The sequence below is a fragment of the Pseudomonas sp. YeP6b genome, assembly GCF_025642995.1.
Lineage (GTDB): Bacteria > Pseudomonadota > Gammaproteobacteria > Pseudomonadales > Pseudomonadaceae > Aquipseudomonas.
This window is the reverse complement of the sequence record NZ_CP080090.1, coordinates 2691016-2708092: the sequence shown is the minus strand read 5'-3', so window position 1 is coordinate 2708092 and position 17077 is coordinate 2691016. Positions and strand designations below refer to the sequence as shown.

Here is a 17077-nt window from a genome sequence, read left to right as displayed (position 1 = left end):
TTATTGGAATGAATCTGGCAACCCTGCAGAGCGAGTTTCGTGCCAGAACTGGCAGGTGGTTGATCTGTAAGGAGATGGGTCAAATACGCTGTTCAGGCATGAACACGAGTGAACACCCCTGGCTGAACAACTGAACAGGCGCGGGGTTGGCAATGAACAGTTGTGAACAACAATTGATGGGCGACACAGATCTAAAGGTGGGAGCGGGCTTGCCCGCTCCCACCTGTTTAAAACTGCTCCTCCAGCAGATTGACCCCACAACAATAAAAATGAAGGTCGCCCCATGGCCGAACCCTTGGCTCACGACACCCTTATCCAGGAGTCCTGGCGGCGTTGCCGCGCATTTGGCCTGGACCACCAGAGCACGCCCAGCTTCGACCAACTGCCCGCCGAGGGCATCAGCCAGTTATTGGAAAGCCAGCATTCGCTGGTGCAGACCACCCATCAGGAAGTGCTGCCCTACTACGAAAACATCCTGAGCAATTCCAACTGCCTGATCATGCTGGCCGACAACCAGGGCCAGGTCCTGACTTCGTGGGGCACCCAGCGGTTTATCGAGCCGAAACTGGCGCGCGGTTTCAGTGCCGGCGCCAGTTGGCAGGAGCGCAGCAGCGGCACCAACGCGATCGGCACCGCGCTCGCCTGCGCGCAGGCGGTGCATATCGAGCATGACGAACACTTCCTCAAGGCCAACCGCTTCATGACCGGCTCGGCGGCGCCGATCTTCGATGCCCAGCGCGAAATCATCGCGGTGCTGGACGTGTCCAGCGACAGCTACCTGCCGCCCTCCCACACCTTGGGCATGGTCAAGATGATGAGCCAGACCGTGGAAAACCGGCTGATCCTCAACCTGTTTCGCGGCGAGCACTTCCAACTGACCTTCAACACCGGCCTGAACAACCTCGACAGCCAATGGGCGGGTTTGCTGATTTTTGACGAGAGCGGCCAAGTGCTGTCGGCCAACCGTCGCGCGGATAATTTGCTGGGCATTAGCCTGTCGCGGGTGCTGATCGACAGTTTGTTCAAGGTGTCGCTGCTGGAGCTGTTGAATCAGCCGGAAGGCATGCCGTTCTCGCTGCAAGCGGCGGGACGCAATCGGTTTCAGTGTTTATTGAAGCGGCCGAAGAAAATGCCGGTGCAGGCGCGCGTGTTCAGTGAGCCCAAGCTCAGCAAAACGGCCCCCGCAAAACCGACGTCGATCGGCCTCAACACCCTGCATTTTGGCGATGTGCGCGTGGAAAAAGCCGTGCGTCAGGCCGTGCGCCTGCTGGAAAAGGACATTCCGCTGCTGATTCACGGGGAGACCGGCGTCGGCAAAGAGGTGTTTGTCAAAGCCCTGCACCAGGCCAGCTCGCGCAGCGCGCAGGCGTTTATCGCGGTGAACTGTGCGGCGATTCCGGCGGAATTGGTCGAATCGGAACTGTTCGGCTATGAAAAAGGCGCCTTCACCGGCGCCAATCAGAAAGGCAGCATCGGCCTGATCCGCAAGGCAGACAAAGGCACGCTGTTCCTGGATGAGATCGGCGATATGCCGCTGCCGACCCAGGCCCGCCTGCTGCGCGTGCTGCAGGAACGCTGCGTGCAACCGGTGGGCAGCAGCGAGCTGTTCCCGGTGGACTTGCGGATCATCTCCGCCACCAACCGCGCGCTACGCGAATGGGTACAGGCCGGGCGCTTTCGCGAGGATTTGTATTACCGCATCGGCGGCCTGACCCTGGAGCTGCCGCCGCTGCGTGAACGTACCGACAAACAGGCGCTGTTCCAGCAGTTGTGGCAGCAGCACCGCGAACCGACCCAATGGGCCGGGCTGAGCAGCGAGGTGCTGGCGTTGTTCGAGCAGCACCCGTGGCCGGGGAATTTGCGCCAGGTAAGCAGCGTGTTGCAGGTGGCGCTGGCGATGGCCGAGGAGCAGCCGGTGCGCCCGGAGCATTTGCCGGATGATTTTTTCGTGGACTTGAAGGTGACGGCGCCATTACCTGCCAGCGAGTTTCTCGAGGATGGCATCGACCTGACGCAACGCCTGAAGGCGGCGGGCGGGAACATTTCCCACTTGGCGCGGGAACTGGGCGTCAGCCGCAATACGCTGTACAAGCGCCTGCGGCAGCACGAAAGCTGACTTAGCGCGGCAGGTCTGCACCCGTGGTGTTTTTTTGGGCGTTACACGCCAGTGGTTGTGGCGAGTGGGAGCTGTTGTGGCAAGTGGGCCTCCTGTTCCGAGCGGGCTTCCTGTGGCGAGAGGGTCATACAGGTGTTGCTTAACGCCAGCGCCACGACACGCCGGTGTAGATGCCCCGCCCGTCTGCCGGTGTGGACCGCGCCATATCCAGGCCCTTGTCGTCGTAACCCGGTGTGACGGTGTTGGCGTAGCGACGGTTGGTGAGGTTGCGCACGTCGACCCAGGCTTGCCAGTCCTGCTTGGGCGCGTCGTAGCCAAAGGTGGCGCCGAGGGTGGTGTAGGCCGCCGCGTAGTAGGTGTTGGCGTAGTCCACCGCCACGCGGGATGAATGCTCGGTGTTGAGGCTGGTGTAGAAACCCGTCGGGTGGCTGTAGCGCAGTTGCGCCTGGTAGTAGTGCTTGGGGATGCCCGGTAAGGTGTTGTCGCCGAAACGCTCGTCGTCGCGATAGTGGAAGTCGCTGTAGGTGTAGGCCTGGCGCAGGGCCAACTGACCGTTGCGACCGCCGTCCCAGAGTGGGCTGAGCACGCTCAATTCTACGCCTTGGTGCACCGTGGGGCTGGCGTTGGCTTCGGCGATGATCGCGCTGCTATTGATCGTTGCAGCCTGGGTTTCCACCGTGAGCAATTCGTGGCGCACTTCGGAGCGGTACAGCGCCAGGTCCCACTGGCCGAACCACTGCTCGCCTCGCCCGCCGAACTCCAGGGTGGTAGCGGTTTGGTTGCGCAGGCTGACGCCTTCACGCGCTAAGCCGTTAGCCGGACCACTCGAAAAGTACTTGTTGGAACCCCAAATCATCGACCACGCATGCGGCGGCTCGACCGAGCGGCTGAGGTTGCCGTACACCTGCAATTGCGGGGTGAAGTCATAGCGCAGGCCGATACGCGGGGCGTAGTCCCAATCATGTTGGCTGAGCGGCGCCTGCCCTTCGGGGTAAGTGACCTGGGTTTCGCGGCGGGTGTAGATCGCGGCCAGGCCGGTGGTCAGCCATAGGTCCGGTACCAACTCCAGATCGTTGCCGATATGCAGCACGGTGTCCGAGCCGAGATAGCTGTAATCGCGGGTCTTGGTGCCGGGCGCGTAATACTTTGTGGGATCAGTGGAAGGCACGCGCACATATTCCGAGGCACCGTTATTCGGCATCGCCTGGGTGGTGCGCAGGCCAACCGTGGTTTTACTGTCGTGGCCGAACACGGTGTCCTGGCGGATGTAATTCAGGGTGCCGCTGATATCGGTGTAGGCGACTTTCAGGCGGTTGGTGCCCTCGCGCAGGTCCATCGGGTAGTCGTGATAGGCCAGCCCGACCTCGACGCGGGCATTGTCATCCAACTGCAAGGTGGTCTTGTTGGCGATCCACGTGGAGCCTGGCTGCAGGCGTTTGGAATCACGGGCGGCGTTAAGGCTGTTGGCGGCCGTTGGCGTGTGGCTGATCTGGTAACGCGTCAGCTTGCCGGGCGTGTCGTTGGTGGTTTCGCGGTAACGCAAATAGAACCGCGTCTCCAGGTCCGGGTTGAAACGGTAGCCGAAGTTGGCCGCCACGCCCTTGCCCGTGCCGGCGCTCTGGTGCTGGTAGCCGTCGGACTCCGAGTCGGTGAGGCTGATGTAGTAGTCGGCATCGCCCAGCACCTGCCCGGAGCTGATCTCGCGCTGGGCATAACCGCGACTGCCCACGTCGTAACGTACTTGCAGCGTGGGCGCGTCGTAGCCGGTGCGCGTCACGTAGTTGACCGCGCCACCCAAGGCCAGCGCGCCCTGATCAAAGCCGTTGGCGCCGCGCAGCACCTCGACGCGGCTTTGCCACAGCGGGTCTTTGAGTTCATACGGCGTACCGCCGGGGCCGGTGAGCGGCAAACCGTCGAACATTTCATACAAGCCAGAGGCGTGGGAACCCGGGCTGCGGTTCAAGCCCGAACCGCGGATCGAGAGTTTCACGCCTTCATTGTTGGCCGCCTTGGCGTACACCCCGGCCTGGTACTTGAACACATCCTCGTTGGTGCTGACCCGGCCCTGCTGCACGCTGTTCATGTCGATGTAGTGAGTGCCGCCGGGCACGCTCTTGAGTTGCGCCTGGGCCACTTCACCTGCGCTGGCTTCGCTGCCGGTGACCTCGACCGGCGCCAGTTGCAGTGCGTCGGCGTGCACCAGCGAACTCAAGGTCAGGGTGGCAAAAAGCAGCGGAGGTTGACGCAACAGCATGGGCAAGTCCTTCGAATTCGGGGGCGTGACAGGCACAGACCAAGTGGGCGGCCATCACACGAACAGTGATGGGAAGCCAGGCAGGCCTGCCAGGTCACGCCTGATTAACGGACCAGCCCCTTCCCACAACAGCGTCCGACGCGTTTTTTTAAGTCCAAAAACGAATTAACACATGCAAACTCAGTATTTAAAGAAATAACCGCTACACATTACTGTGGAGCCATTGAGTCATTTACGTGGGCCAACCAGGCCCCAAGAGATCGCCCCCATGCAAACATCCGCCACCGTCATCGACTTCACCCTCCACCGTAAACGCCGCCAGGCACGTGCAGCGGCCGAGTTGATGTGGGCGATGTACGCGGCGCGTGCCGGGCTTGCGGTGTTTACCGTACAGGCGGCGCCGTCCAGTGATACGCGCCGGGCGTAACGCCGATAAATTTCCTACACGTGCTTGCCGAACCGCCCGAACCCCTTCCAAAGCCCGGCCTTGATGATGACGACACCAGCCTGTGTGTCGCGCAGAACCTGCAACGCCTACGCAGCAAACGCCACCTCTCCTTGGACGGCCTGGCGCGTGCCTGCGGCGTCAGCCGGGCGATGCTGGCGCAGATCGAATCCGGCCGCAGCGTGCCGTCGATCAAGGTGCTGTGCAAAATCGCCAAGGGTTTGAAGGTGTCGGTGGCGGCCTTTCTGGAAGACCGTGCCTTTGAAGGTGTCGAGGTGTTGCCGGCGCAACAGAGCAAACGCCTGGTGAGTGCCAACGGCGCGTTCGTCAGCCGTGCGTTGTTCCCCTACGACACGGCACGCCAATCTGAATTCTATGAAATACGCCTGCGGGCCCTCGGCGAAGAAGTGTCCGAAGGCCATGGCCCCGGCATCCAGGAAAACCTGGTGGTGGCCCAAGGTGTGCTGGAAGTCAGCGTCAACGATGAGCGCTACCTGCTGTCCACCGGCGACTCGATTCTGTTCTACGCCGACCAGCCCCACCGCTACCGCAACCCGGCAGACAGTGAGGCGGTGGCGTTCCTGGTGATCACCTACCCGGAACGTCTGGACTGAATGCAAAACGCCCCGAATCATCGGGGCGTTTTTTATGCTGCGGGATCTATCAGCAAGTGCAGCACATCATCGGCATGCCGTTGCAGCTCATCATCATCGGCATCGCGCAGTCGTTCATCAGCTTGTTCATCAGCATGCAGCAGTTTTCCATCATGGCCATGCTCATGCCAGGCATCGGCATCATTTTGCACTGCAGGCTGTCGCCCATCAGGGTGCATTCCATCATGCACTTCATCATCGGCATCGACATGCCCATGGCCATCATCGGCATGTTCATGTCAGTCATCATTTTCATGGCGTCGGCCGACATGCACATCATGGTCATGTTGGCGCACTGCATCATCATCGGCATACCGCAGTTCATCATCATCGCCATCATTTCGGCGTTGGTCTTGAACTGAGCCATGTCCATCCCGGCCGCAGGCTTCATGGTGCACATCATGGCGCCGCCGGCCATTTCACATTGCAGGGTGGCCATCATCATCGGCATGCCCATCATCGGCATCATTGGCATGGAGGTGTTCATCGGCATCTGCATTGCATTCATCATGTTCGAAACTCCGTAATCGACAGCAAATGGCTAAGGTCTGGCGCCGATTCTAGAGACGCCGGGCAGCGGCGCAAGACGGCGGCAGAGCAGCAAAAATGGCTGTTCGGGGGCAAGCTTAGTTAATCAGAACAGCTGCGCAGGCTGTGATGACGGACGGAGCGTTGCTACGACGTCTAAACACTCTTGTTTATGCCGATAAACGTCGCTGTGGATATGCGATTCAGGTCTTGAGACCAACCGTAAGGAAATAAACGATCTAAACAGTGTTTAAAAAACCACGCCCTTCGTCGTATCGGCCCCACGTTCCAACGCGCACATTAAATCATCCGCCTCCGTTCCCGCTGGGAACCTGAACCCAAGCATCTCATCGCACGCCAGAATATCGGCGAGCGTTTCAAGCAGCTGCGCCTCGGTGGGCGCGTCGCGTAGCAGTTTGTGTGCGGGCAATAGCACCTCGGCGGGGACGCCTTGAGCACTCGCCACGTCGATCACGGCAAACAGGATAAATCGCAGGCGAATTTCGCGTTCAGTAGGCCAAACCGTTTTTTGCTTACCCAAGTCAGGCACTCATCATTAGGAAAAGTCCGAGGCTATGGCCGACCGGGAGGTGTTTCAAGCAGAGGAAGGCAAGATAGGCCACTTCCTACATAAGAGAGAGAAACGCCGTACTGGCTTAAACACAATGTGTTTTGCCCATTCAGATCAGTCGGGGCATGGCGCGCGCTCGAAGGGTTACACTTGCGGCTTTTTGACCACCAGGATGTACCGCATGACGACGACAAAGCAGCGAATTTCCCTGGCCTTCAGCCTTCTATGGCGCACGCTTGTTGTGTATTCGCTGTTTGCCGTGCTGCTCGGCCTGGCGCTGCGTCTATTCGTGTTTCCCAGCGAAGGTTTCCTGCGGGTCCAACCGACAGTCGTGTACGGCTTATTCGCGCTGCTGCTCGTGGCCCTGGAAGTGGGATGCCGCGTCAATCTGCTGCGCGGCGTGTTCGGCGGGCAGTTGCAACGCTCACCGGCGCAATGGCGAACCTTCACCCTGCACCTTTCACTGCTGTTTATCGGCCTGGCCATCGTCAACGCGCTGATTGCCTTTTTTGCGCCATTTGATGTGCAGCTGTACTACAAAGCCTACGGTGCCTCGCCGCTGTTTATCGGCGGCGTGCTGGCTGTCGGCTGGCGCCAACCGGCATAAACGCTTACTGCACCGGCAGGAAATTCATCAGCAGCAAGCTCTGCGCGTAATTCAGTGCGACACGCCGGTAACGCTCATCAAGCATCTGCGCGAGCAGGTCCAGGCGCGCGACCACTTTGCCGAACTCAACGGCAAAACTTAAGTTGCTGCCCTCCTCCGAGATCTCATTGGAAAACAGCAGCAATACGCCATTAGCGTCCTGGCGTTGGCTGAGCAGCCAGGTGGCTTTCTCGATATTGCGCGCGGCGTTGCTGACAAACTGCGGGTTGATCGAGTCGGTGATATAAAACTGGGTGCGGCCACCATGGGCCGTCACGAGCATGCTGCCGATGGCATAGATAAACGCGCCGACCCGGTCGCCGCGAAACTCCGGGCTCAACGAATAGCTCAATGCCGCCAAGTCACGCCGGTCCCCCAGCGCAGGCAAGGGTTGACGGTTTTCGATGGCCTGGCGAATCTCCCGCGCAGCACTCACCGCATCCGTGTAACCCGATTGCCGCCACTGGCTGGGGTTGCGCAAGTAGAGCTTGTTCATCAGCAGGTACAGGCTTTGCAGGTTGGCGCGCATGCTTAAGGTCGCCATGCGATCGACGCTGGTTTGAAAAAATTCGTCGGGTTTGCCCTCGCTGAACTGCTTGGCGATATCGCGGCCTGCCTGCTGGCTGCAGCCGCTCGCACAGAGCACAAACACCGCCGCCATCAGCAGCGGCCATCGGGTGATAAAAGCAATTAACGTTCGATCCATCGGCACCGGGTCTGGCTGCTGTCCACGCGCAGAATGGGCGTGGTCGTGACAGGGATAGATCAGAAGAATGAAAAAAAGTGCAGCGCGCGGGCGTAGATCAGTAAAGGACTACAAGTCCGTAGGCCAGAAGCTGTGGTGCAATCCTGTTGAATACTTGCCTAATCCTCCGGACTTTCCGGCGATTGGATAGATAGGCCTTGCCGCGTGGTCTAGAGTTCAACGATGGGCGACCAATCGCCTGGCACTTATAAGAAAAGCCACACCAACCGTTGATCAGCAGGTGAACCATGCAATTACGTATCAACCAAAAGGCCTACGAGGTCGATGCCGACGCGGACACACCGTTACTCTGGGTAATCCGCGATGACCTGGGGCTGACCGGCACCAAATACGGCTGCGGCCTGGCCCAATGCGGCGCCTGCTCGGTGCTGGTGGACGGCAACGTGGTGCGCTCCTGCGTGACGCCGGTGGCAGGCGTGGTCGGCCGCGAGATCACTACCATCGAGGCGATTGAAGCCGATGACGTGGGCAAGCGCGTGGTCGCGGCCTGGGTCGAGCATCAAGTGGCGCAGTGCGGTTACTGCCAGTCCGGCCAGGTGATGGCCGCCACCGCGCTGCTCAAGCACACCCCGGCGCCCAGCGATGCGCAGATTGAAGCGGCGATGATCAACCTGTGCCGCTGCGGCACCTACAACGCGATCCGCACCGCCGTGCATGATTTGGCCAAGGAGCGCGTCTGATGAGCACGCCCAAGGCATTCTTCGACGCGCCCCTGAGCGAACCGGTCAACCTGTCGCGCCGACACTTCCTGGCCAGTACCGCCGTGGGCGCGCTGGTGATCGGCTTTGGCCTGCCACTGGGCTCGGCCAGGGTTTACGCCGCCACGGCCAACCCGGCAGAACGCGGCACCCAGGTGCCGGCATTTCTGGAGATCCGCCCCGACGGCAGCGTGCGCCTGCTCAGCCCCTTCATGGAAGGCGGGCAAGGCACCCACACCGCGATGGCGCAGATTGTCGGTGAAGAACTGGACGCCGACCCCGCCACCTTCATCGTCGAGGCCGCGCCGCCCGGCGAGGCGTATGTGGTGATGGAAAACGGTATGCGCATCACCGGCGGCAGCATGTCGGTGCGCATGAGCTACCCGACCATGCGCCGCCTCGGCGCCCTGGCCCGCGCGATGCTGCTGCAAGCCGGCGCCGAGCAGCTCGGTGTACCGGTGGCGCAGTTGACCACCCAACCCGGCCGCGTGGTGCATGCCGCGTCCGGTCGCTCGCTGGGCTACGGTGAACTGGCCGGGCGCGCCTTGGACATGCCGGTGCCCGATCCGGCCACCATCACCTTGCGCGACCCGAGCCAGTTCCGCTGGATCGGCAAGCCGGTGAAACGCCTGGATGCCTACGACAAATCCACCGGCAAGGCGCAATACAGCATCGACATCAAAGTCGACGGCATGCTCCACGCCGCCGTCCAGCATGCGCCACGCCTGGGCATGACCGTGGGCAGCCTGCGTAACCAGGCGCAGGTCGAAGCCATGAAAGGCGTGCACTCGGTGCATCAACTGCCCGGCGCCGTGGCCGTGGTTGCCGAACGCTGGTGGCACGCCAAGCGCGCGGTAGAAGCCCTACAAGTGGAATGGCTGGAAGCCGCTGCGGACTCGACCCTACGCGCGATGCCGGCGGATTTTTCCAGCGACAAATACCGCGACTTCCTCGCCGCCCAGCAAGGCCCGGCCCGCGACGATGAAAACGAAGGCGATGTAGCCGGTGCGCTGGCAAACGCCAAAACCAAGGTCGAAGCCACCTACCATAACCAGTACGTCAACCACGCCCAGTTGGAGCCGCCGTCGGCATTGGCACGCTTCAACCCCGACGGCACGCTGGAGGTCTGGCTGCCCAACCAAGCGCCGGATATGTTCCGCGCCGACATGGCCAAGCGCACCGGCCTCGACCCGGCGAAGATCACCCTGCATTCACCTCTGCTGGGCGGCTTTTTCGGCCGACACTTTTTGTATGACTCGGCCAACCCTTACCCGCAGGCCATCGCGCTGGCCAAGGCCGTCGGCCGCCCGGTCAAGCTGATCTGGAGCCGTGAGGAAGAGTTCCTGCGCGACGTGCTCCGCCCGGTCGCCGTGGTCAAGTTCCGCGCGGCGCTGGACGCCCAAGGGTTCCCGCTGGCGATTGAAGCCGTGAGCGCCACCGAAGGCCCCAGCGAAGCCATTGCCGGCAAACAGGGCGACAAAATCGACCCCACGGCCCTCGAAGGGCTGTCGGGCAAAAGCTACGCGATCCCCAACAAGCGTATCGCGCAGATCTACGTCAAAGGCCCGACCATGCTCGGCTACTGGCGTTCGGTGGGCAATTCGCTGAATGACTTCTTCTACGAAGCGTTCCTCGATGAACTGGCCGACAAAGGTGGGCACGACCCGTACGAGCTACGCCTGCACTTGCTACGCGACAACAAGCGGCTGACCACCCTGCTGCAAGCGGTGGGCGAGTTGTCCGGCGGCTGGAAGCGTGGCCCCTACACCGCAGAAGACGGCAGCCGCCGCGCGCGTGGCGTGGCCATGGCGTCACCGTTCGGCTCCCACGCTGCCGTGGTTGCCGAAGTGTCGATCGAAAACGGCCAGGTCAAGGTGCACCACATCTGGGAAGCCATCGACCCGGGCAGCATCGTCAACCCGGCGATCATCGAAGCGCAGGTTAATGGCGCGGTGGCCCTGGGCCTGTCGCAAACCTTGCTGGAGGAAGCGGTGTACGTCGACGGCAAACCACGGGCGCGCAACTACGACCTGTACCCGATCCTGCCTATGTCGCGAATGGCGCAGGTGCACGTGAAGATCGTCGAGAGTGGCGAAAAAATGGGCGGTATCGGTGAACCACCACTGCCTGCCGTGGCGCCGGCCGTGGCCAATGCGGTGGCGCACCTGACGGGCCAGCGCATCCGCAGCCTGCCTTTGAGCCGATACACTTTCGCCTGACCGACAAGGAACGCGCATGAACAACCGCCGATTCGCAAGAACCGCAGGCTGGCTGGTGCTGGCCGGCGCGGTCGCAGCAGGCGTACTGGCCTGGTACGTGACCCGCCAGCCCGCCTCGCCTTTTGAGCAACAACCCGCCGCCAAAGCGGACCCGGCACTGGTCAGCCGCGGCGAGTACGTCGCCCGCGTCAGCGACTGCGTGGCCTGCCACAGTTTGCCGGGCAAGACGCCGTTCGCTGGCGGCCTGGAAATGGCCACGCCGTTGGGCGCGATTCACGCCACCAACATCACGCCCGACCGCAACACCGGCATCGGCGCCTACACCGCGGCCGACTTCGACCGTGCGGTGCGCCACGGCGTCGCGCCGGGCGGGCGCAGGCTTTACCCGGCCATGCCCTACCCGTCTTACGCCAAGCTCAGCGATGACGACATGCGTGCGCTGTACGCGTTTTTCATGCAGGGCGTGGAGCCGGCCAATCAGCCCAACATCGAAAGCAGCATTCCCTGGCCGCTGAACATGCGCTGGCCCATCGCCCTGTGGAACGGCGTGTTCGCACCCAACGCCACCTACGCGGCCAACCCCGCCCAGGACGCGCTGTGGAACCGTGGCGCCTATATCGTCCAAGGCCCCGGCCACTGCGGCAGTTGCCACACGCCGCGCGGCCTGGCCTTCAACGAGAAGGCACTGGACGAGTCCGGCGCGCCCTACCTGGCTGGCGCTCTGCTCGATGGCTGGTATGCACCGAGCTTGCGCCAGGACCACAACACCGGGTTGGGGCGCCGGAGCGAGGACGAGATCGTGCGGTTCCTCAAGACCGGGCGCAACCAGCATGCGGTGGTGTATGGCTCGATGACCGAGGCGTTCAATAACTCCACGCAGTTCATGAGCGATGAGGATTTGAACGCCATCGCCCGCTACCTCAAGTCCCTGCCCGGCGACCCGCAGCGCGACGGTTCGCCGTGGCAGTATCAGGCGGCCACCGCGCGCGCGGACGCCCCTGGTGCCCACACCTACGCAACCCGCTGCGCGTCCTGCCATGGCCTGGACGGCAAGGGCCAGCCGGAGTGGATGCCACCGCTGGCGGGCGCCACCTCAGCACTGGCCAAGGAAAGCGCCTCGGCGATCAACATCACGCTTAATGGTTCACAACGTATCGTGACCGCCGGTGTGCCGGACGCCTACCGTATGCCGGCGTTTCGGGAGCAATTGTCGGATGCGGAAATCGCGCAGGTGCTGACTTACGTGCGTGGTACGTGGGGCAACAACGGCGGTGCGGTCGATGCAGCGGCGGTGAACACGCTGCGCGGGCACACCGACCCGGCGAGCAGCAGCCCGATTATTCTGCATATGCGTTAAGGCCTGGATCGCAGATCGTTCCCACGCTCCGCGTGGGAATGGCGCCCGTGACGCTCTGCGTCACCCATACGCCGAATTCAAAACGTGCGTGGGCTGGCGGGACGCGGAGCGTCCCAGGAGGCATTCCCACGCAGAGCGTAGGAACGATCTGATTAGTGGTATTGGGTCATGGTTTGTAAAGGGCCAGCAGGGCGTGTCGCTTTAAATTGCAGGACGTTTCCTAGACAATCTCTGCCGCCTTGTGCCTGTTGGAATCGATGGCTAGTCTGCGATCCGTCACTGCTCATCAGTGATCGGGTTTAGTCGCTCGGTTTCAGAACAGGCGCATGGTCCCCCAGAAGTTATGGTGGCTGTGCGCAGGGCGTCTTCGGGCGCGCCGGGTTCCTGTTCTGACCGGTCGACTAACCTGCGTACAGCCGCCACCCTCGTTTAGTCGCGAAGAGTTTCGGCTCCTTGATCAGACAGGTACTAAACAATGAAAAAAATCGTCCCCGATCCACCCCGCAATGCCACCAAAGACCGCGCCGCCTTCAACCGCGCCATCGACCATTACCTGCCGACCCAAGGTGTTCAAATCGAAGACCTGAGCTTCGAAGACGCCCTGCTCTACACTTCCAGCTTGCTCGACAGCGCTTCGGCCACGACACTCAACTGCAGTGAGCAACTGCCTAACCCCGAGCGGGCGAAGATTCTGGCGGTGTGGCATTTGCTGGAAATGGCCAAGACCACCGTGGACCGCTCTATTGAGTGCCTGAACCCCGCAAAAACGCCTGCCTGAACACGGCAAAAACTGTGGGGGCTGGCTTGCCTGCTCCCACATGAGTCCACGTTAAACTTTACTTGGGTATTGCCCTCTCACGCACAGGCTAGGATTTGAACCGATCAGGTAAGTAATCCTGCCTCACCATCTCTTTCAATACCTCAGTGACACCTGCAAGAAAGTAAGAAAGCTCCTCCTTCGACTCGCAAACTGTCATATCGGCAATCTCAGAATCGCTATAGTTCTCCATAACAATTTTTAGGCAATCAGCAAACACCATCAGTTCACCTTCTGACACTTTCAAGTCAAACAGCGTGACAGTGGCAATACACTCTTTACTCAAAATATCCATAAACACCACTTAGATTCATAGCAGAAAAGGAACAAATTTATCGGGTCGAACATAATCAAAAAATCAAATAAATCCGTCCCTTTTTCTTTTCCTTTTCTCTTCTACTTTTCCACTATAAGAAACCCAGCTGCTGGCTGGGTTTCTTACAGAATGATTACTTACTTCCTTGCGCTATCATCAGTGCTCTACCAATCATATCGGAGGTAATGTAAGGCACGAACCCGAGCCTATCGCCCTTCTCAAAACTCTTCTTGTATTCGTCCAAACGTCCACTATCACCGGCTATTGCCAGAGCTGCCAGATGCTGGAGGGGCATTGCACCCTTAACATCGCTTGGCAGCTCTCTATAAATCTTCAACCCCTCGTCAATATTCTGAGAGCGAGCCCAAGATGCAGCCTTTTCAGAAAGCCTAACGACATCATCAGTAGAAAAAACAGACAACTTCTCCGGTGCTTCATTGCTAACGATAATCGGCGCATGACTGCCCCTATCACCCGATATAAAGGAAACAGCATCCGAAAATTCTGTGGACGACACGGAGGACATAAGCAAAACCCGAAAATGATCCGAGCGCTTACCCACCGATGGAATAATCTGAAGTTGAACCCCTCCGATATCGGTGACGCAAAAATAATCACCAACCTCATCCTTGCCACAGGTCCAGCCCTGCTCCTTCAAAATTGCAACAACATCTTTTTCTTTCATCACTTGGCCCCGGGGAAATTCATAACCTCAATAGGAATACCGTTAGAGTGGAAATAGGAGTCAGACTACCATTCACATGTTTCAAAGAGCAATTTTGATTACCTTTACAAAACCGTAGTCTGCCCCCTATTTCGTGCCTGAACACCGGAGCGAATAGCCCTCCCACCCAGCCGCTAGGCTTTAAACCGATCAGGCAAATATTCCTGCCTCTCCATCTCTCTCACGACATCCGTCACCCCGGACAGAAAGTAAGACAGCTCTTGCTTAGATTCACACACAGTCATCTCGGCAATCTGAGAATCGGTGTAGTGCTCCATCACAATTCTCATGCAGTCGGCAAACACCATCAGTTCGCTCTCCGACACCCTCACATCAAACAGCGTGACGCTGGCAATGCTCTCTTTACTCAAAATATCCATAAACACCACTTAGATGCATAGCAGAAAGGGAACACATTTATTTGGCCGAACACAATCAAAAAACCAAATGAATTTATCCCTTTTTCCCCGCCTGAATAACCGAGCAAAGCCAAACAGATAGCCTCGCCCTTTCTAGTCCGCTTTCACAGATACTTTTTGATATAAGACTTTTTATCAATCAAGCATTGAGCTTGGTTTTAACTTGTCCACCACGCGTATAAGTCATCACAAACGAATTCCAATTTTCACCACGTCTGATGGCGCACGCCCTCAATTCCTTCACCAAACGATAGAGGATTGCGCCATTGTAATCCGTTTCTGCATCCGTCACCTGACCCCCTTCCTTCTCGACAGTAAGAACAGTTTCCATATACCCCACGCTTACTACTACCTCATAACAAAACGAGTCGTAGCCATCCACGATGCCAGCATCTAGCAACTCAAAAATCTGCTTCACTAACTGTAGGTCTTGAGTAATCACTATATAACCTCTGGAATCTTATATAGATCGTTCCCACGCTCCCGCGTGGGAATGCATCCCGTGACGCTCTGCGTCACCCGTACGCAGCATTCGAGACATGCGTGGGCTGGCGGGACGCGGAGCGTCCCAGGCGGCATTCCCACGCAGAGCGTGGGAACGATCTGCGATCTCTAACATGATGGTGAGGGAAAGTCGGGGCAGACCCTGAGGGATCCCCACAAATCTACTCCAAACTCTGCGCCTGATGATGCATCTCATCGCGCAGAGCATGCTCCAATATTTCCAAATGCTCTCGGTCACCGAAACCTGTGCAACTGCGCCAATATTCCGGCCTAAACGCCACAATGAAAGTACTCGCCTCTCTTTGAGGCTATTGCTTTGATAGCGCCGTTCCAATTGGTTCTCCCGTGCCTGCAATCCTGTTAAGAAGATGAGGTAGTTGGCCAAGGCGGCAATCAACAGCAGCACTTCAATGCGCTTTGGGCATTGGCTTCGATGCAGATTCAGGCCCCACCCCAAGTGCTCGCTTTTCACATCTCGGAAGCCTTCTTCGATCTGCATACGCCGCTTATAAATCGCCACGATTTTTGCTGGGTTCCACTCGCTTTGCGGCAAGTTGCTGGCAAGCAACCACGGCTCGCGCTTACGTATGGCGGACTGCCGACTTAGCTTGCTTCTGGCGATTGAGCCTGTAACGCGTTGGTGTTTGCGGCCCTTAGCTGAGTGACGGACGCAGTACAAATCGACGAAGTGAGGGGCGCTACGTGTCATCTCTACACGACCTAACGACTTAGGTGATGAGGTGGCCAGAGCGTACAAATTCTTTACCCGTTGCCAGTCATTTTCTTCGCGACGATAAAGCTCCCGATTTCGTATGCGAGCCACGTAATACCAGCCCTGCGCCGCTACGGCCTGCATCCAGGGGCGCCGGAAGCCTGCATCAGTGACCAGGACTGAAACGCATCCATCAGGCAGTAATTCGGCTAACATTTTGAGCCGCCGGCTTTGGTATTTTGGGCAACTCTCGCGCTCATGAACGCTTTCATAAATAGGAAACGAGCGTCCCGCAAACGGGACTGCGGCTCTCAACAAGAAGGCATCGCCAGGCGCATCAATTCGAGACCAATCGACCAAAATTAAAGGATGCTTCAAGGAGCCCAACAATGCCCGCAGCATCACCCAGTAAAACAGTGGCCGCTCTGCTCTTAGGTGTTGATTACCCAACAATCGGTCCACTCGCTTGATCGCATGTTTGGGATACGCCTGACCTGGCATGAAACGCCCCAGCGCTGTCAGCGTCAGGCGACGGCCTTGCAGTAACGAACTGACACAACTCATCAGCGTGGTTAGACGGCGAGAATGGATTGAAGGCAGTGCTTGAGCGAACGCTCTGTGTAAAAATCGGATGGCCTGCATGGGTTCGGGTTCTTGTTTTTGTGTGGTGCAAACCAAGTTGCCGACTCATGCAGGCCTCTTCAATATGAGCTTGGAGTGGATTTGTGGGGATCCCTCAGAATCTGTCCCCTTTTTACTCCCAGTTTCCTTTGTGTTCAACAATCCATATTTTCAACCACAATTCCGTGAGCCGCCTTCATATAAAAGCAATATTCTTCTCCAGCACGAATCAATACACCTCTCTCCCACCATCTCTCACCCGCACCTATAAAAAGGTCGGGCTGCAGCAGACTCTTAAACATATCATCAAGGCAAGCCAACTCATCAAAAAGCTCTCTAAACTCATCTGCGCTAGCAATTTTTGGCTCTTCTAGCAAACGCTGCAGCAAGGACCTAAACCTAATATCATTAAGGTATTCAGAATAATCCCAACGATATCCACCCTTGCACTCCTCAATAAAAAACCTCCACTTCTGAATTAAAGATATTAGACTTTCACCACCAAACCCAACGCGTGTTAAAACACTCGAACATAGTTCAAATACACTTTCATCTTTCATAGCTGATCCTTAAAGTATTTTAGCTGTGCGGCAGCATCACCGCTTGGCCTAAAGAAGGTATTTATTTTTCCTCCTCTCATAACACCAAAGTATCCAGTCGACGGTTCAAATCTAAGTATGGAGCCATCTGTTCGAGTTCCTTGCAGTACTC

At 58.5% G+C, this 17077-nt stretch carries 17 protein-coding genes and 1 pseudogene; 8 read left to right on the top strand and 10 right to left on the bottom strand.

What is annotated here, in order from left to right:
* Positions 1-283: 283 nt before the first annotated feature.
* Complete coding sequence (locus KZH41_RS12250) at positions 284-2116, top strand: sigma-54-dependent Fis family transcriptional regulator (protein ID WP_094951506.1); 1833 nt, start codon at positions 284-286, stop codon at positions 2114-2116.
* Positions 2117-2255: 139 nt separating this feature from the next.
* Here the strand turns inward: KZH41_RS12250 and KZH41_RS12245 are convergent, their stop codons facing one another.
* Entirely contained in the window at positions 2256-4370 is a 2115-nt protein-coding gene (locus KZH41_RS12245; protein ID WP_094951507.1) for a TonB-dependent receptor family protein, read from the bottom strand.
* Positions 4371-4638: 268 nt separating this feature from the next.
* Between KZH41_RS12245 and KZH41_RS12240 the strand changes: the two genes are divergently transcribed.
* On the top strand, positions 4639-4797 hold the full coding sequence (locus KZH41_RS12240) for a hypothetical protein (protein WP_176462952.1): 159 nt from the start codon (positions 4639-4641) through the stop codon (positions 4795-4797).
* 80 nt (positions 4798-4877) lie between these two features.
* A complete protein-coding gene (locus KZH41_RS12235; protein WP_176462956.1) occupies positions 4878-5429 on the top strand; it encodes a helix-turn-helix domain-containing protein in 552 nt (183 codons plus the stop codon).
* 49 nt (positions 5430-5478) lie between these two features.
* On the opposite strand, the gene KZH41_RS12230 is transcribed toward KZH41_RS12235, so the two are convergent.
* The gene (locus KZH41_RS12230) at positions 5479-5979 is read right to left on the bottom strand and encodes a hypothetical protein (RefSeq protein ID WP_176462953.1); all 501 of its coding nucleotides are present in this window, start codon (positions 5977-5979) and stop codon (positions 5479-5481) included.
* A gap of 267 nt (positions 5980-6246) precedes the next feature.
* Positions 6247-6537: a hypothetical protein gene (locus tag KZH41_RS12225; RefSeq protein ID WP_094951509.1), complete on the bottom strand. Its 291-nt coding sequence runs from the start codon at positions 6535-6537 to the stop codon at positions 6247-6249.
* Between the two features lie 211 nt (positions 6538-6748).
* Here KZH41_RS12225 and KZH41_RS12220 point away from each other — a divergent pair, with 211 nt between their 5' ends.
* Entirely contained in the window at positions 6749-7174 is a 426-nt protein-coding gene (locus tag KZH41_RS12220) for a septation protein IspZ (protein ID WP_176462954.1), read from the top strand.
* A 4-nt stretch (positions 7175-7178) separates the two neighbouring features.
* Here KZH41_RS12220 and KZH41_RS12215 read toward each other — a convergent pair whose 3' ends face one another.
* Positions 7179-7919, bottom strand: a complete 741-nt coding sequence (locus tag KZH41_RS12215) for a hypothetical protein (protein ID WP_094951511.1) — start codon at positions 7917-7919, stop codon at positions 7179-7181.
* 287 nt (positions 7920-8206) lie between these two features.
* On the opposite strand from KZH41_RS12215, the gene KZH41_RS12210 reads away from it, so the two are divergent.
* The 4 genes from KZH41_RS12210 (at position 8207) to KZH41_RS12195 (ending at position 13031) form a co-directional block, all read left to right on the top strand.
* Positions 8207-8659, top strand: a complete 453-nt coding sequence (locus KZH41_RS12210; protein ID WP_094951512.1) for a (2Fe-2S)-binding protein — start codon at positions 8207-8209, stop codon at positions 8657-8659.
* Positions 8659-10896 (top strand): xanthine dehydrogenase family protein molybdopterin-binding subunit, encoded by a 2238-nt coding sequence (locus KZH41_RS12205; RefSeq protein ID WP_242155548.1) that lies wholly within the window; start codon positions 8659-8661, stop codon positions 10894-10896. The genes KZH41_RS12210 and KZH41_RS12205 overlap by 1 nt, the downstream gene beginning before the upstream one ends.
* A 16-nt stretch (positions 10897-10912) precedes the next feature.
* Positions 10913-12253 carry a c-type cytochrome gene (locus KZH41_RS12200; RefSeq protein ID WP_263274882.1) on the top strand — a complete coding sequence of 447 codons (1341 nt, stop codon included), beginning with the start codon at positions 10913-10915 and terminating at the stop codon, positions 12251-12253.
* Positions 12254-12728: 475 nt separating this feature from the next.
* Positions 12729-13031: a DUF6124 family protein gene (locus KZH41_RS12195; RefSeq protein WP_242155542.1), complete on the top strand. Its 303-nt coding sequence runs from the start codon at positions 12729-12731 to the stop codon at positions 13029-13031.
* 88 nt (positions 13032-13119) lie between these two features.
* Here the strand turns inward: KZH41_RS12195 and KZH41_RS12190 are convergent, their stop codons facing one another.
* The 6 genes and pseudogenes from KZH41_RS12190 to KZH41_RS12165 form a co-directional block, all read right to left on the bottom strand.
* Positions 13120-13365: a hypothetical protein gene (locus KZH41_RS12190; RefSeq protein WP_083359004.1), complete on the bottom strand. Its 246-nt coding sequence runs from the start codon at positions 13363-13365 to the stop codon at positions 13120-13122.
* 154 nt (positions 13366-13519) lie between these two features.
* Positions 13520-14071, bottom strand: coding sequence for a DUF6990 domain-containing protein (locus KZH41_RS12185; protein WP_263274881.1), 552 nt, complete (start codon positions 14069-14071; stop codon positions 13520-13522).
* A gap of 173 nt (positions 14072-14244) precedes the next feature.
* Positions 14245-14490, bottom strand: coding sequence for a hypothetical protein (locus tag KZH41_RS12180; RefSeq protein ID WP_263274880.1), 246 nt, complete (start codon positions 14488-14490; stop codon positions 14245-14247).
* Positions 14491-14668: 178 nt separating this feature from the next.
* On the bottom strand, positions 14669-14971 hold the full coding sequence (locus tag KZH41_RS12175) for a hypothetical protein (RefSeq protein ID WP_263274879.1): 303 nt from the start codon (positions 14969-14971) through the stop codon (positions 14669-14671).
* 223 nt (positions 14972-15194) lie between these two features.
* Positions 15195-16387 (bottom strand): annotated as a pseudogene (locus KZH41_RS12170) (IS4 family transposase).
* Positions 16388-16521: 134 nt separating this feature from the next.
* Positions 16522-16926, bottom strand: a complete 405-nt coding sequence (locus KZH41_RS12165) for a hypothetical protein (protein WP_263274878.1) — start codon at positions 16924-16926, stop codon at positions 16522-16524.
* Positions 16927-17077: the final 151 nt, after the last annotated feature.